At 67.8% G+C, this 14,666-nt stretch carries 16 protein-coding genes; 7 read left to right on the forward strand and 9 right to left on the reverse strand.

Annotation, left to right across the window (positions count from 1 at the left end; translation table 11 throughout):
* Positions 1-26: 26 nt before the first annotated feature.
* From GLS40_RS01660 to folK, 5 genes are read right to left on the reverse strand one after another with little or no spacing between them, the layout of a single operon-like run.
* Complete coding sequence (locus GLS40_RS01660) at positions 27-773, reverse strand: pyridoxine 5'-phosphate synthase (protein ID WP_160380858.1); 747 nt, start codon at positions 771-773, stop codon at positions 27-29.
* Between the two features lie 28 nt (positions 774-801).
* Positions 802-1,452 (reverse strand): DUF2062 domain-containing protein, encoded by a 651-nt coding sequence (locus GLS40_RS01665; protein ID WP_160380859.1) that lies wholly within the window; start codon positions 1,450-1,452, stop codon positions 802-804.
* Positions 1,442-3,604 (reverse strand): RelA/SpoT family protein, encoded by a 2,163-nt coding sequence (locus GLS40_RS01670; RefSeq protein ID WP_160380860.1) that lies wholly within the window; start codon positions 3,602-3,604, stop codon positions 1,442-1,444. The genes GLS40_RS01665 and GLS40_RS01670 overlap by 11 nt, the downstream gene beginning before the upstream one ends.
* Before the next feature lie 50 nt (positions 3,605-3,654).
* Positions 3,655-4,008, reverse strand: a complete 354-nt coding sequence (gene rpoZ / locus GLS40_RS01675; RefSeq protein ID WP_160380861.1) for a DNA-directed RNA polymerase subunit omega — start codon at positions 4,006-4,008, stop codon at positions 3,655-3,657.
* 51 nt (positions 4,009-4,059) lie between these two features.
* The gene (folK, locus tag GLS40_RS01680) at positions 4,060-4,632 is read right to left on the reverse strand and encodes a 2-amino-4-hydroxy-6-hydroxymethyldihydropteridine diphosphokinase (RefSeq protein ID WP_160380862.1); all 573 of its coding nucleotides are present in this window, start codon (positions 4,630-4,632) and stop codon (positions 4,060-4,062) included.
* A 143-nt stretch (positions 4,633-4,775) separates the two neighbouring features.
* Here folK and GLS40_RS01685 point away from each other — a divergent pair, with 143 nt between their 5' ends.
* The 7 genes from GLS40_RS01685 to lpxK all read left to right on the forward strand — a co-directional run bounded on the left by GLS40_RS01685 (position 4,776) and on the right by lpxK (position 10,237).
* Positions 4,776-5,351: a LabA-like NYN domain-containing protein gene (locus tag GLS40_RS01685; protein WP_160380863.1), complete on the forward strand. Its 576-nt coding sequence runs from the start codon at positions 4,776-4,778 to the stop codon at positions 5,349-5,351.
* A gap of 148 nt (positions 5,352-5,499) precedes the next feature.
* Positions 5,500-6,456, forward strand: a complete 957-nt coding sequence (ispH, locus tag GLS40_RS01690; protein WP_160380864.1) for a 4-hydroxy-3-methylbut-2-enyl diphosphate reductase — start codon at positions 5,500-5,502, stop codon at positions 6,454-6,456.
* Between the two features lie 49 nt (positions 6,457-6,505).
* On the forward strand, positions 6,506-7,099 hold the full coding sequence (locus tag GLS40_RS01695) for a class I SAM-dependent DNA methyltransferase (RefSeq protein WP_160380865.1): 594 nt from the start codon (positions 6,506-6,508) through the stop codon (positions 7,097-7,099).
* 36 nt (positions 7,100-7,135) lie between these two features.
* Complete coding sequence (gene rnhA / locus GLS40_RS01700; protein WP_160380866.1) at positions 7,136-7,588, forward strand: ribonuclease HI; 453 nt, start codon at positions 7,136-7,138, stop codon at positions 7,586-7,588.
* A gap of 152 nt (positions 7,589-7,740) precedes the next feature.
* On the forward strand, positions 7,741-7,980 hold the full coding sequence (locus GLS40_RS01705) for a DUF4170 domain-containing protein (RefSeq protein WP_160380867.1): 240 nt from the start codon (positions 7,741-7,743) through the stop codon (positions 7,978-7,980).
* Between the two features lie 6 nt (positions 7,981-7,986).
* Complete coding sequence (locus GLS40_RS01710; protein ID WP_160380868.1) at positions 7,987-9,207, forward strand: 3-deoxy-D-manno-octulosonic acid transferase; 1,221 nt, start codon at positions 7,987-7,989, stop codon at positions 9,205-9,207.
* A 34-nt stretch (positions 9,208-9,241) separates the two neighbouring features.
* Positions 9,242-10,237, forward strand: coding sequence for a tetraacyldisaccharide 4'-kinase (lpxK, locus tag GLS40_RS01715; protein WP_160380869.1), 996 nt, complete (start codon positions 9,242-9,244; stop codon positions 10,235-10,237).
* Between the two features lie 45 nt (positions 10,238-10,282).
* Here lpxK and GLS40_RS01720 read toward each other — a convergent pair whose 3' ends face one another.
* The 4 genes from GLS40_RS01720 to puuE are packed head-to-tail and all read right to left on the reverse strand — an operon-like array spanning position 10,283 to position 14,636.
* Entirely contained in the window at positions 10,283-11,638 is a 1,356-nt protein-coding gene (locus GLS40_RS01720) for a uracil-xanthine permease family protein (RefSeq protein WP_160380870.1), read from the reverse strand.
* A 54-nt stretch (positions 11,639-11,692) separates the two neighbouring features.
* Positions 11,693-12,187: an ureidoglycolate lyase gene (locus tag GLS40_RS01725; protein WP_160380871.1), complete on the reverse strand. Its 495-nt coding sequence runs from the start codon at positions 12,185-12,187 to the stop codon at positions 11,693-11,695.
* Positions 12,184-13,212: an allantoicase gene (gene alc / locus GLS40_RS01730; protein ID WP_160380872.1), complete on the reverse strand. Its 1,029-nt coding sequence runs from the start codon at positions 13,210-13,212 to the stop codon at positions 12,184-12,186. Before alc ends, GLS40_RS01725 begins: the two co-directional genes overlap by 4 nt.
* Positions 13,212-14,636, reverse strand: a complete 1,425-nt coding sequence (puuE, locus tag GLS40_RS01735; protein WP_160380873.1) for an allantoinase PuuE — start codon at positions 14,634-14,636, stop codon at positions 13,212-13,214. Before puuE ends, alc begins: the two co-directional genes overlap by 1 nt.
* Between the last annotated feature and the right edge of the window lie 30 nt (positions 14,637-14,666).

Here is a 14,666-nt window from a genome sequence, read left to right on the forward strand (position 1 = left end):
CCCGGACGGACCGCGGGGGCCTGGGGTCAGGCCCCCGGCCGCGCCGCGTCCATCAGCCGGCGCATCTCGGCGATGGCCGGTTGCAGCCCCAGAAAGATCGCTTCGCCGATCAGGAAATGCCCGATGTTCAGCTCGCGCACCTCGGGAAAGGCGGCGACGGGGCTGACGGTCTCGTAGGTCAGCCCGTGCCCGGCATGCACCTCCAGGCCCAGCGAATGGCCCAGGGCGGCCATCTCGCGCAGGCGTTCCAGTTCGGCGTCGCGTTCGTCGAACCGGCCCTCGGCATGGGCGTCGCAATAGGCGCCGGTGTGCAGCTCGATCACCTCGGCCCCGATGCGGTGCGCGGCCTCGATCTGGCGCCGGTCGGCGGCGATGAAGATCGACACCCGGCAGCCCGCCTCGCGCAGGGGGGCGATGAAATGGGCCAGCTTGTTCTCTTCGCGCGCGACCTCCAGCCCGCCCTCGGTCGTGCGTTCCTCGCGCTTCTCGGGCACGATGCAGACGGCATGGGGGCGGTGGCGCAGGGCAATCTTCTGCATCTCCTCGGTCGCCGCCATCTCGAAGTTCAGCGGCACCGACAGCACCTCCATCAGCCCCTCGATATCCGCGTCCGAGATATGCCGGCGATCCTCGCGCAGATGCGCGGTGATGCCGTCGGCCCCGGCCTCCTCGGCCAGTTTCGCCGCGCGCAGCGGGTCGGGATAGGCGCCGCCGCGGGCATTCCGCACGGTGGCCACATGGTCGATGTTCACGCCGAGGCGCAGGTGATGCATGGGGTGCCCTCCTGTCTGGGGACCGGGGCTACTTGCCCTCGGCCTTGGCCGCCTTGGCAGACTTGATCCGTTTCACCCGCTCTTGCAAGGCCCCCCGCCGCCGCGCCTGGTAGGCCCGGATCAGCGGCAGCGAGACGTAATAGCCGATCAGCCCGAAGACGATCCCGGGGATGATCCCGCCGATCATGTAGGGAAAGAAGATCTCGTGATAGAACACCAGCAGCCCGTGCCAGTCGGCATCGCGCGAGGTGACCAGCGCGATCAGGTTGTCCTTCAGGTCGACGGCGGCATCGGCGAACTTGCCGCCGAATGTGCGGTGCACCTCGCCATCCGGGCGCGGCGGGCGGCCCAGCAGGAAATACCCGGTCTGAATCGAGATCAGCCCGATCGGCACATAGGTCAGCGGGTTGCCCACGAAGGTCGCCAGCAGCGAGGCCAGGATATTGCCGCGCACCAGTTTCGAGATGATCGCGGCAGTCACGAAATGCAGCCCGTAAAACGGGGTGAAGACGGTGAAGATGCCCGCAAAGATCCCCCGGGCGATCCGGTCCGGGCTGTCGGGCAGACGCCGCAGGCGGTGCTTGACGTAGTGGAACGCGCGCGCCCAGCCCCCGCGCGGCCACAAGAAGTCGAGCACGATCTGCCAGACCGGCCGCCTGTCCCGGCGCTTAAAGACCAACCGCCTCTCCCTGCGTTTCCTGGGCCGGCTCGTCCGGCGCCTTGGGGGCGTGGCGGCGCCGCTCGACCGCTGCAACGTCGCTTTCGGCCCCCAGGGCCGACGAGACGGTGTGCAGATGTTCGGCGTCGCTCAGTTCCATGTCAAAGGCGATTCGATAAAAATCCGGTTTCCGGTCGAGGAATTTCACATCCGAGATATTGGCCTTCTGCTCGCCGATCAACGTGCAGATTCGTCCCAGCACCCCGGCGTCGTTGCCCATCGTGACTTCGATGGTGACCGGATAGATGGCCTTGTGCTTGCCCGAATGCCAGTGCAGGTCAACCCAGCGGTCGGGCTGATCCTCGTAGACCGAGAGCGTGGCGCAGTCGATGGCATGCACTTCGACCCCCTTGCCGCGCCAGGTGATACCGACGATGCGTTCGCCCGGCAGGGGCTGGCAGCAGGGCGCGCGGGCAAAGCTCTGCCCCGGCGACAGGCCGATCACTGCGCGTTCCCAGGCGACGCCGGGCCCTTCCAGCTGCACCAGGTCGGGATAGACCGCCTTGACCACCTCGCGCGCCGTCATCTCGGCGCTGCCGAGGCGGGCCAGAACCTCGTCCCGGTCCAGCAGGCGCAGGGTGTTGGCGGCAGTTTCCAGCGCCTTGTCGGTCGCCTTCTTGCCGACATGCTCGAAGGCCGCGCGGGCCAGTTCGCGCCCCAGCTTGATGAAACGTTCGCGGTCGACCTCGCGCAGGGCGCGGCGGATCGCGGTCTTGGCCTTGCCGGTGGCGGCGATGTCCAGCCAGGTCGCCTGGGGCATCTGGCCCTCGGCGGTGGTGATCTCGACCGACTGGCCGTTCTTGATCCGGGTCCACAGAGGCACCCGCATCCCGTCGATCTTGGCCCCCACGCAGGCATTGCCGATCCGGGTGTGGATGGCATAGGCAAAGTCGATGGGCGTGGCCCCGCGCGGCAGTTTCACCACGTCGCCCTTGGGGGTGAAGCAGAACACCTTGTCGGTGTACATTTCCAGCTTCACCGCCTCCAGGAAGTCCTCGTGATCCTCCTCGGCGTTGAACTGTTCGGTCAGGCCGGCCAGCCATTTGGCGGGATCGACGGCAAAGGGGTTTTCGGCCCGCACCCCGTCGCGGTAGGACCAGTGCGCGGCCACGCCGGCCTCGGCCACGTCGTGCATCTGGCGGGTGCGGATCTGCACCTCGACCCGCTTGCCGTCGCGCCCCGACACCGTGGTGTGAATCGAGCGATAGCCGTTGGATTTCGGCTGGCTGATATAGTCCTTGAACCGACCGGGAACCGACCGCCAGCGGCGGTGGATCACGCCTAGCGCGCGGTAACAGGCATCCTCGCTGTCGGTGATGATGCGGAACCCGTAGATATCGGAGAGGCGGGAAAAGCCCTGCCCCTTTTCCTGCATCTTGCGCCAGATCGAATAGGGCTTCTTGGCCCGACCGATGACCTGCGCCTCGACACCGTTGGTCGCCAGTTCGCTGATCATGTCCGAGGTGATGCGCTCCACCACGCCGCCGGTCTCGCGTTCCAGCATGACGAAACGGCGGATGATCGACTGGCGCCCCTCGGGGTTGAGCACCTTGAAGGCCAGGTCCTCCAGCTCTTCGCGCATCCACTGCATGCCCATGCGGCCCGCCAGCGGGGCGAAGATATCCATCGTCTCGCGCGCCTTCTGCACCTGCTTTTCGGCCCGCATCGAGCGGATCGTGCGCATGTTGTGCAGGCGGTCGGCCAGTTTGACCAGGATCACGCGCATGTCCTTGGACATCGCCATGAAAAGCTTGCGGAAATTCTCGGCCTGCTTGGTCTCGGTCGAGTTGAGCTGCAGGTTGGTCAGCTTGGTGACCCCGTCGACCAGATCGGCGATGTCCTTGCCGAACAGCGCCGCGACCTCGCCATAGCTGGCCTTGGTGTCCTCGATCGTGTCGTGCAGCAGGGCCGTCACGATGGTGGCGTCGTCAAGGCTCTGCTGGGTGAGGATGGCCGCCACCGCGAAAGGGTGGGTAAAATAGGGCTCGCCCGAATGGCGGAACTGGCCCTCATGCGCCGCGCGGGCATAGTCATATGCCGCGCGAAGCAGGGTCTCGTTGGTCTTGGGGTTGTAGGCGCGGACCAGGGCAATCAGGTCGTCAACCGCGATCATGTACCCTTGCGCCTCGCTCGCTGGGGATGGCCCCCGATTCTGTCCCGCCCTCAGCCCTGGCCCTGCGCTTCCATCAGCTGGCGCAGCAGGCGCTCTTCGCTCATGTCGTCTTCGGCCGGGCGGTCGACTTCTGCCCCCATCAGAAGCGACATGTTGTCGTCTTCGGGCTCGTCGACCTCGATCTGGGTCTGGTTCGCCTCGATCATCCGCTCGCGGAGTTCGTCGGCGCTCTGGGTCTCTTCCGCGATCTCGCGCAGCGACACGACGGGGTTCTTGTCGTTGTCACGCTCGACGGTGATGGACGAACCCGACGAGATCTCGCGTGCGCGGTGAGCGGCAAGCATCACCAGTTCGAAACGGTTCGGGACCTTGTCGACGCAGTCTTCAACGGTTACGCGGGCCATGTGTCACTCCGGGTTCGGGCAGTAGAGAGCGGTTTCTAAGCCTTTCAAACCCTATTGACAAGGCGGATCCCCCCATATTCGCACCGCAAGACGATCACTTTCGGGCAAGTCGGCGCACATTTGCGAGACGCTGCGCCCCAGGACGGGGTGCATCCAGTCCGGCGCCACCTCGCAGAGCGGAACCAGCACGAAGGCGCGGTCCTGCAACCTGGGATGGGGGAGAATCAGTTCCCCTGGCGCCTCCTGCATCTGGCGGTCTAGCGGCAGGGTGTACCATTGACGCCAAGTTGCCTCATCCGGCAGCACTTGGCCGTCAGCGCCGAGCAAATCCATGTCGAGCGTGCGGCCGGACCAGCGTTTTTTCCGCTCGCGGGAGAATTCTGCTTCGACTTGATGTAGAATCGACAGCACGGCTTGGGGCGCGGAATCAGAGTGCGCCACAACCGCGGCATTCGCAAAGTCCGGGCCACTCCCCGGCGGAAAGGCAGGTGTTCGGTATACGGTACTTCGAGCGGCTATGCTCATTCCGAGCGAGTCAAGTCGCAGGGCCGCTTCATACACCACATCCGGCGGTTGCATGCCGTCCAAGGGCATATTCCCGCCGATTGCAACCAGGTAACGCATCGTAAACTCGCTCCGTTGTGTATATTCAGGCATCTAGCCGGGGTTGATGCCCACCATTTTCGGACTTAGTCTACTTCATTCGCTCCGCCCGTATTTGATCACTCACGGAACTGCATGGCGGACGAGTTTCGGAAGGGCAATTTATGTTTTACAAGGACGAACGGCTTGCGCTGTTCATTGACGGGTCGAACCTATATGCCGCAGCCAAGGCCCTTGGCTTCGACATCGACTACAAGCTGTTGCGACAGGAGTTCATGCGCCGCGGCAAGCTGCTGCGCGCCTTCTACTATACGGCATTGCTGGAAAACGACGAATACTCCCCTATCCGGCCTCTGGTCGACTGGCTGCACTACAATGGCTTCACCATGGTGACCAAGACAGCCAAGGAGTACACCGACAGCCAGGGTCGTCGGAAGGTCAAGGGCAACATGGATATCGAGCTGACCGTGGACGCGATGGAACTCGCCCCCCGGGTCGATCATATCGTGCTGTTCTCGGGCGACGGGGATTTCCGCCCGCTGGTCGAAAGCCTTCAGCGTCAGGGTGTCCGGGTGTCGGTCGTGTCGACGATCCGCAGCCAGCCGCCGATGATCGCCGACGAACTGCGCCGCCAGGCCGACAACTTCATCGAGCTGGACGAGCTCAAGGAAGTCATCGGTCGCACGCCGCGCGAACAGCAGTCGGATGCGGATCGCGTCCGGGCCGTCGCAGGCAACTGACCCTTCCCGTTCCGGTGTCCGGCGTCATGGGGGCGGCGGGTCATCCGGGATCGGGCCATGTGACGCCGGTGTGTGCCGGCTGCTGGACGCGCAACGCCCGGGCGGATAGGTCATGCCCAGAACTCCCTCAACCGGAAGCCTTGCCGTCATGAGCGCACCCCTCCCCCCTCTCACCCTTTACCTCGCCGCGCCGCGCGGGTTCTGCGCCGGCGTCGACCGGGCGATCAAGATTGTCGAGATGGCGATCGAGAAATGGGGCGCGCCGGTCTATGTCCGCCACGAGATCGTGCACAACAAATATGTCGTCGACAGCCTGCGGGCGCTCGGCGCCGTGTTTGTCGAAGAGCTCGACGACTGCCCGGCCGACCGCCCCGTGGTGTTTTCGGCCCACGGCGTGCCCAAGGCCGTCCCGGCCGAGGCCGCCCGCCGCGAAATGGTCTGGGTCGACGCGACCTGCCCGCTGGTGTCCAAGGTGCATATCGAGGCCGAACGCCATCACCAGAGCGGCCTGCAGATCATCATGATCGGCCATGCCGGCCACCCGGAAACCATCGGCACGATGGGCCAGCTCCCCGAGGGCGAGGTGCTGCTGGTCGAGACCGAGGCCGATGTGCCCGGCTTGCAGGTGCGCGATCCCGCCCGGCTTGCCTTTGTCACCCAGACCACCCTGTCGGTCGATGACACGGCGGGCATCGTGGCGGCCCTGCAGGCGCGTTTTCCCCAGATCGTCGGCCCGCACAAGGAAGACATCTGCTACGCCACCACCAACCGGCAGGAATCGGTCAAGGCGATGGCCCCGCATATCGACGCGATGCTGGTGGTCGGCGCGCCGAATTCCTCGAACTCGCGCCGCCTGGTCGAGGTCGGCGAACGCGCCGGCTGCCCCTATGCGCAGCTGGTCCAGCGCGCGACGGATATCGACTGGCGCGCGCTGGACGGCGCCCGGGCCATCGGCGTGACGGCGGGCGCCTCGGCCCCCGAGGTGCTGGTGGACGAGGTTGTCGCCGCCATCGGGGCACGTTTCGACGTGACCCCCCGGCTGGTCGAAACCGCCAAGGAAAACGTCGAATTCAAGGTGCCCCGCATCCTGCGCGTGCCCGCCTGATCGCCGATCCGGGGAGGCCCGCGCGCGGGCCGGTTGCAAGGGACAGATGATGGCAGATCGCGAAACCCTGGATGTCTATGCGCAGCGGACGGCGGAATATGCCGCGCGGTCGGGTTCAGCCAAGGAGAAGAAGCAGCTCGACCGGTTCCTCGACGCCCTGCCGCAGGGCGCGCGGGTGCTGGACCTGGGCTGTGGCCCCGGCGACAGCTCGGCGCGCATGGCCGAACGCGGGTTCGACCCCGACCCGGTGGATGCCTCGCCCGAGATGGTCGCCCATGCGCGCGACACCTGGCACCTGCCCGCCCGGGTCCAGCCCTTTGCCGCGCTGGAATCCGAGGGCGAATATGATGGCGTCTGGGCCAATTTCAGCCTGCTGCACGCGACCAAGGCGGATTTGCCCGGCCACCTTTCGGCGATCCGCAGGGCGCTGAAGCCGGGCGGCCTGTTCGCCATCGGGATGAAGACCGGCGAGGGCGAACGGCGCGACAGGCTGGGCCGGTTCTACGCCTATTACAGCCTGGAAGAGCTGCGCGGGCTGCTGGCCTCGGCCGGTTTCATCGTGACGGGCGAGCGAACGGGGGGCGGGACCGGGCTTGACGGCACCGGCTTTGCATGGTGTCTGCTGACCGCCCGGGCGGGCTGACCCCGCCCTGCCACGCGCAGCAGAGAAGGACCCGATTTGGCCGAATTCTATGCCTATACCGACGGCGCCTGTTCCGGCAATCCCGGCCCCGGGGGCTGGGGTGTCCTGTTGCAGGCCAAATCCGGCGGCCAGGTCCTGAAGGAACGCGAGCTGTCCGGCGGCGAGCCCGAGACGACCAACAACCGGATGGAGCTGATGGCCGCGATCAGCGCGCTGGAAACCCTGGGCCGCGCCACCGACATCACCATCATCACCGACAGCCAGTATGTGAAGAACGGCGTCACCGGCTGGATCCACGGCTGGAAGCGCAACGGCTGGAAGACCTCGGCCAAGAAGCCGGTCAAGAACGCCGAGCTGTGGCAGCGGCTGGACGCGGCGCAGGCGCGGCACGCGGTGACCTGGGAATGGGTCAAGGGCCACGCCGGCCATCCCGAGAACGAGCGCGCCGACGAACTGGCCCGCGCCGGCATGGCGCCGTTCAAGGGCTGAGTCCGAACCTTTCAGGGCCTGGCCCCGCCCGCGCTTTTCGCCAGCCCCGCCAGAGCCTGCGCTTTCCATCCACCCGCCCCGCCAGTACTGTCGGCACGGGGAGAGAACCGCCGGCGGCCCGCCCGCATGGCACAGTCAAAGGAGCCCGCGCGATGCAACGCCTGCACCTCGTATTCGGCGGCGAACTCGTCGATCCGTCCAAGAACGTGTTCAAGGACGTCTCTGACCTCCACATCGTCGGGATGTTTCCCGATTACGCCACGGCCTATGACGCCTGGAAATCCGAAGCGCAGCGCACGGTGGACAACGCCCATATGCGCTACTTCATCGCCCATATTCACCGGCTGCGGGACGAGGAACGCCCCGCCTCGCCCACCGAGGAGCTTGGCTGATCCATCATGGCGCGATCGGTCAGCCTTGCGGCCTACCTGGCCCTGGCCCGGCGCGCGCCACCGTCGGACTGGCGCGCCCCCGAAGGGCTGCGCCCGCCCGGCACGCTGATCTGGGGCCACGCGGCCGAGGCCTCGCGCATCACGGCGCTGGTGCATGTGGCCGAGCGTCTGTCGGGTCTGCGCGGCGAGGTCCGCCTGCTGCTGACCCTGGGCGAGGGCGTGCGCCGCCCCGAGCGCCTGGGCCCCGGCGTGATCCTGGCCGACCTGCCGCCCGAGAACATGACAGCCGCCGAGGCCTTCATGGCGCATTGGGCCCCGGATGTCGGGCTCTGGACCAGCGGCCACCTGCGCCCGGCCCTGCTGACCTGCGCCGGGCGGCACGGCCTGCCGATGTTCCTGGTCGGCGCGACCGAAGAGGCTTTCGAGGATGCCCGCTGGCGCTGGCTGCCCGACATGGGCCGTGCCCTGCTGGGGCAGTTCGACCGGATATTCGCCCATTCCGCCAATGCCGCCCGGCGGCTGCAGCGCCTTGGCGCCCTGCCCGCCCGGATCGAGGTGACCGGCCCGCTGCAGGAGGGCGGCGTCGCCCTGCCCTGCGACGAGGCCCTGCGCGCCGAAATCGCGACCACCCTCGCCGGGCGCCCGGTCTGGCTGGCCGCGATGGTGCGCCTGCCCGAACTTCCCACCGTGATCGAGGCGCACCGCCTGGCCGCCCGCGCCGCGCACCGGCTGCTGCTGATCCTGGTGCCCGATGACGAGGACGACGGCCCCGAGTTCGCCCGCATCTGCGAGGCGGAAAGCTGGACCACCGCGATCTGGTCCAACGGCGACATGCCGCAGGAGAACACGCAGATCCTGCTGGCCGACACCCGGGGCGAGATGGGGCTGTGGTATCGCCTTGCGCCGGTGACCTTCATGGCCAGTTCGCTGCAACCCGGCTTTGGCGGCTCCGACCCGTTCGAACCCGCGGGGCTGGGCTCTGCCGTGCTCTACGGTCCGCATTCCGGGCGGTTCCTGCCGGCCTACAAGCGGTTCGCGGCGGCGGGGGCGGCGCGGATCGTGCGCGATGCCGACACGCTCTCGGCGGCGGTGAACCGGCTGACCGCGCCGGACCATGCCGCCGCGATGGCCTGCGCCGCCTGGACCGTCGCGACCGAGGGCGCCGAGGTCACCGACCGCCTGCTGGAGCTGGTGCAGGACGAGCTGGACCGGAGGACCGGACATTGACGCCGCGCCGCCCCGCCGCCCGGGGGTGGTGCTGATGCGCACCCCCGACTTCTGGTCCCGCCCGCCCGACAGCCCGGGCACCGCCGCCCGGCTGCTGGCCCCGCTGGGTGCGCTCTATGCCCGGGCCACCGCACGGCGCGTGGCGCGGGGCGCGGGCGCGCAGGCCGGCGTGCCGGTGATCTGCATCGGCAACCTGAACGCGGGCGGTACCGGCAAGACCCCCACGGTGATCGAGCTGATGATGCGCCTCGCCGCCCGGGGCGTGGCGGCGCATGTGGTGACACGGGGCCACGGCGGCACGCTCGACGGGCCGGTCAGGGTCGACGAGCGGCAGCACCGCGCGGATCAGACCGGGGACGAACCGCTGCTGCTGGCCGCCTTCGGCCCGGTCTGGGTGGCCCGCGACCGGGTGGCGGGGGCACGGGCCGCCGTCGCAGCCGGGGCACAGGCGATCCTGCTGGACGACGGGTTCCAGGATCCCGCGCTGGCCAAGGATCTGTCGCTGGTGGTGGTCGATGCGGGCGTCGGCTTCGGCAACGGGCGCTGCATCCCCGCCGGCCCCCTGCGCGAGCCGGTTGCCGCCGGGCTGGCCCGGGCCGATCTGCTGCTGTCGATCGGGGCCGAACCCGCGCAGCTCGCCTTTGGGTCCCGCTGGGGCCATGCCGTTGGTGTGCCCCGCCTGACCGGGCACCTCGCCCCGCTGCAGACCGGGATGGACTGGAACGGGCTGTGGGCGCTGGCCTTTGCCGGGATCGGGCATCCGGCCAAGTTCTTTGCCACCTTGCGCGGGCTGGGCGCCGAGCTGGCCGAGACACGCGCCCTGTCCGATCACCAGCCGCTGACACCCGCGCTGATGGCGCGGCTGGAACGCGATGCCGCTGCCGCCCATGCGCAGCTTGTGACCACGGAAAAGGACGCCGTGCGCCTGCCCGCCGCCTTCCGGCAGAAGGTCATCACCCTGCCGGTGCGGCTGGCGCTGGACGATCCCGCCCCGCTGGACGCCGCGCTGGACCGCCTGTTCCCGACATGACGACGGGGCCCGAAGGCCCCGCCGCTTGACCGCCCAAGGGCGCGTTCAGTCCAGGTTTTCGGGCAGCGCCAGGTTCAGGATGATCGACAGCCCCGCCGCGGGCAGCAGGCCCGAGGTCAGCAGGATCTGCAGCGTGCGCGGCAGGTGCTGCAGGGCCGAAGGCTCCAGCTGCAGGCCGAACCCGACCGAGAGCGACACCGCCAGGATCACCATGTTGCGGCGGTTCCAGGTGACCTCGGACAGCATGTTGATGCCCGCCGCCGCGACCATGCCGAACATGACGATCACGCCGCCGCCCAGCACGTTGATCGGCACGGTCGAGACCAGCGCGCCGAACTTGGGCACCAGACCGCAGAGGATCAGGAAGACGCCGCCGATGGTGACGACATGGCGGCTCATCACCCCGGTCATCGAGATCAGGCCCACGTTCTGGCTGAACGAGGTGTTGGGCAGCCCGCCGAACAGACCGGCGATGGCGGTGCCAAGGCCGTCGGCAAAGGTCGCGCCCGAGATCTCCTTGTCCGTCGCCTCGCGGTCGGCGCCGCCCTTGGTGATGCCCGATACGTCGCCCACCGTCTCGATGGCCGAGATCACGGCCATGAAGCACATGCCGACGATGATCGCGCCGTTGAACTCGAACCCCCATTTGAACGGCATCGGCAGGTCGAAGAAGGCCGCCCGGCCCACGTTGCCAAAGCTCACCTGCCCCATGACCAGCGCGACGAGATAGCCCGCGACCAGCCCGATCAGCACCGCCGAAACCGACAGCAGCCCCTTGGCGTAGAAGCTGAGGACCAGCGAGACCACGATCACCACCAGCGCCGGCAGCCATTTCGAGAAGGTGCCGAATTCCGGCGTGCCGATCAGGGGCACGCCGCCCGCGGCATACTGAATCCCGACCTTGAGCAGCGCGAGGCCGATCATCAGCACGATCAGCCCGGTCACCAGCGGCGGCAGGGCAAAGCGGATGCGCCCGATCACCGTGCCGAGGCAGAAGTGGAAGATGCCGCCGATCACGATGCCGGTCATCAGCCCGGCCATGCCCGCGGTGCCCTGGCCCGCGACCGCCGGGATCATCACCGGCAGGAAGGCGAAGGAGGTGCCCTGCACGATGGGCAGGCGCGCGCCCACCGGACCGAAGCCGATGGTCTGGAACAGCGTCGCGACCCCGGCGAAGAGCATCGCCATCTGGATCATGTAGGTCATGTCGGGGAAGCCGAGTGCCCCCTGGTCGGACCCGAAGCCGAACCCTGCGGCCCCCGCGACGATGATCGCCGGGGTCACGTTGGATGCGAACATCGCCAGCACGTGCTGAATGCCGAGGGGAACCGCATCGACGAGCGGCGGCGTATAGTTCGGGTCGCGGAGCTGTGCCGGAGTCCCGAGGGCGGAATCTGCCATGTTATCTTCCCAAATCCGTGTCAGAGGCATGCCCGCCTCTGCCGGGCGGGTCGGTCAGGAGGTTACCACGACCGGTTCGCTCAGGAAGAACTCTTCGAGGTTGGGGGTATCGCCAATACGGTCGATCACCGCGAAAATCGCCGGCTCTGCCAAAGGTGTAAGCACCCCGTGCCAGGTATTCCTCAGCAGATTGACCCCCTGCCCGGGCGAGGGCAGGAAGGCGAGCGGTTCGCCGGGCCGTCCGCCCGCATCCGGGGCCACGATCACCAGCCAGGCCAGGTCCATCATCGGGACAAAGGCCTGCGACCCCTCGGGGTGCCGTTCCAGCATGCCGCAGGCATAGGGCAGCGCGCGCGAGGTGGCGCGGAAGATGCTGATGCCCGCGCGCCCGCCGGGGCCGAAATCCATCCGTGCCCGGTCGTGAAAACGGTCGCAGAGCCCCTCGTTGATCACCTTGTCGGGTTGACCGGAGGCCTCCAGCACATCGCCGAACGGGGCGAAGGCGGCCGCGCTCAGCGGCCGGGCCCTGATCGTGAGGGCAGCGCTCATCCGCGCCAGACCGGCCGTCCGAACAGCCGCAGGCGCGAGACGCCTCCATCTGGGTGGATGTTGAACCGGACATGGGTCACCGGCCCCAGGTCGGCCACCTGCTCGCGGAATTCGTGGATCGTGTCGCCCTGCAGCTTCTGCCGGGGCATCAGTTGGTCCCAGAACATCGACGAGGTGACCAGCGCATCGGTCAGCCCGTCGCCGAATTCGGTCAGATCGGCGGCCTGCAGGGTGCAGCTGTCGGGATAGTTGCCCTTGAACAGGTGGGTGTCGATCTCGATCCGGTCGATCGAGCCCCGCGCGCCAAGCGCCAGCACCAGCCAGTCATAACCCGGTTCGCGGCGGCGGCGGGTTTCCCAGCCATCGGCCATGTTCTTGCCCCGGCCCGGCGCCAGCAGGCGGCGGAAGTCGCCGTAATGCGCATCGGAAAAGGCCAGCACCCGCCCGCCGTTCAGGGCCGCGGCCAGGTCGATCTCGTCCTTGCCCTCGTTGGAGGGGTCAAGCTCGGGCACGCCATAGGCGCGGAACCGGGCGACGCCGCCATCGGGGTAGATATGGATGCGCAGATGCGTCCAGAGCTCGTAGCTCTCGCAGCGGAAATAGTGATGCGCCGAGGGGCCGAGCGGCTGATTGCGCAGAATCTCGACCCAGCGGGTGCTGTCGTCGGGCTCGCCATCGGTCAGGGTGCAGGCCTCGACCCGCACGGCGGGGGCGTAGTTGCCGGTGAAATGCGAGGTGTCGACGTCGAACCCCAGCAGCCGGCCCGGGGCGGCCAGGCGGATGGTGGCGTGATCATGCCCGCTGCCGCGGCGGCGGCGGGTTTCCCAGCCGTCCATCCACTTGCCGTTGTCGTCGAACCGGTCGGGATAGAACACCGCTTCGTCATCCTCCAGCATCCGCGTCAGCGGGGCGAAGAATTCGTCGGTCGCGCTCAGGGCCTTGGCCCCCAGCCCGGCAGAAGCGAGGTTGATACCCGTGCGCACGAACAGCGGCACGTCGGATTCGAGGCGGTCAATCGTGGTCATCAGTCGTCCGGTAAAAGGGCCGCCAGACGATGATACGCGATGCGTTCGACCTGTCGGCAGGCCTCGTTGAATTCGGTGGTGGTGTCCTGATCAATGCGGCGTTCGAATGCCGCCAGGATCGACGGCTTAGTATTCTCCCTGACCGCAATGATAAAGGGAAATCCGTGTTTCGCGACATATCGGGTGTTCATTTCGGTGAACGCCGCGCGTTCCGCGTCGGTCAGCGCGTCCAGCCCGGCCGAGGCCTGTTCGGCCGTGCTCTCTGCCGTCAGGCGTCTGGCCGCCGCCAGCTTGCCGGCCAGGTCGGGATGGGCCCTGAGCACGCCCATGCGTTCGTCATCCGATGCCGTGCGGAAGCAGCGCGCCAGCGCGCTCCACAGCCCCTTGGCGCGGTCATGGGCCGGGCCCAGCTCCAGCCCGAATGCGCGCTCGGCGATCCAGGGGGAATGTTCGTAGATGCCGCCGAAGGCATTGACGAAGGCCTCCCGGTCCATCCGCGAGGGCACGAGGTCCGGCGTCACCGGCGGATGCACCGCGGCCCAGTGGCGGGCGATGTCGATGCGGCGCGGGAACCAGACGCCCTCGTGCGAGGCGGCGTAGTCCATGAACCGCTTCAGCGCCATCACGCGCCCGGGCCGCCCGACAAGACGGCAGTGCAGACCGACCGACATCATCTTGGCGGCGCCCGCCTGCCCCTCGGCATAGAGCGCGTCGAAACTGTCCTTGAGATGGGTGAAATATTCCTCGGGACCGCCGAAACCGGCTGCGACGGCAAAGCGCATGTCGTTGGAGTCCATCGTGTAGGGAATCACCAGCTGATGCCGCGCGCCCACGGGCAGCCAGTGCGGCAGGTCGTCGTCGATGGAATCGCTGACCCAGTCGAAACAGCCGGCCTCGGCCGCCAGCCGCACGGTGTTCATCGAACAGCGCCCGGTGTACCAGCCCGTGGGGGGCGTTCCGACGAGTTCGGTGTGCAGGCGGATCGCCTCGGCCATGTCGCGGGCCTCGTGCGCCTCGGGGGCGTCCTTGTACTCGATCCACTTCAGCCCGTGGCTGGCGATCTCCCAATCCGCCTCCTGCATCGCCCAGACCTGTTCGGGCGAACGGGCCATCGCGGTGGTCACGCCGTAGACGGTCAGCGGAATGCCCGCGCCGGTGAACAGCCGGTGCAGGCGCCAGAAACCGGCACGCGCGCCGTATTCGTAGTTCGATTCCATGTTCCAGTGCCGCGCACCCGGCCAGGGGGCGGCGCCGATGATCTCGGACAGGAACCCCTCGGAGGCCGCATCGCCGTGCAGGATGTTGTTCTCGCCGCCTTCCTCGTAGTTCAGCACGAAACTGATCGCGATCTTCGCGCCGCCCGGCCATTTCGCGTCGGGCGGGGTGGGGCCGTGGCCGATCAGGTTGCGCGGGTAGCGGTGCATGTGCTTCTCTCCGTCAGGCGTCGCACCGGC

Origin of the sequence: Pseudooceanicola pacificus (assembly GCF_009789075.1) — a bacterium.
Taxonomy (GTDB): domain Bacteria; phylum Pseudomonadota; class Alphaproteobacteria; order Rhodobacterales; family Rhodobacteraceae; genus Pseudooceanicola; species Pseudooceanicola pacificus.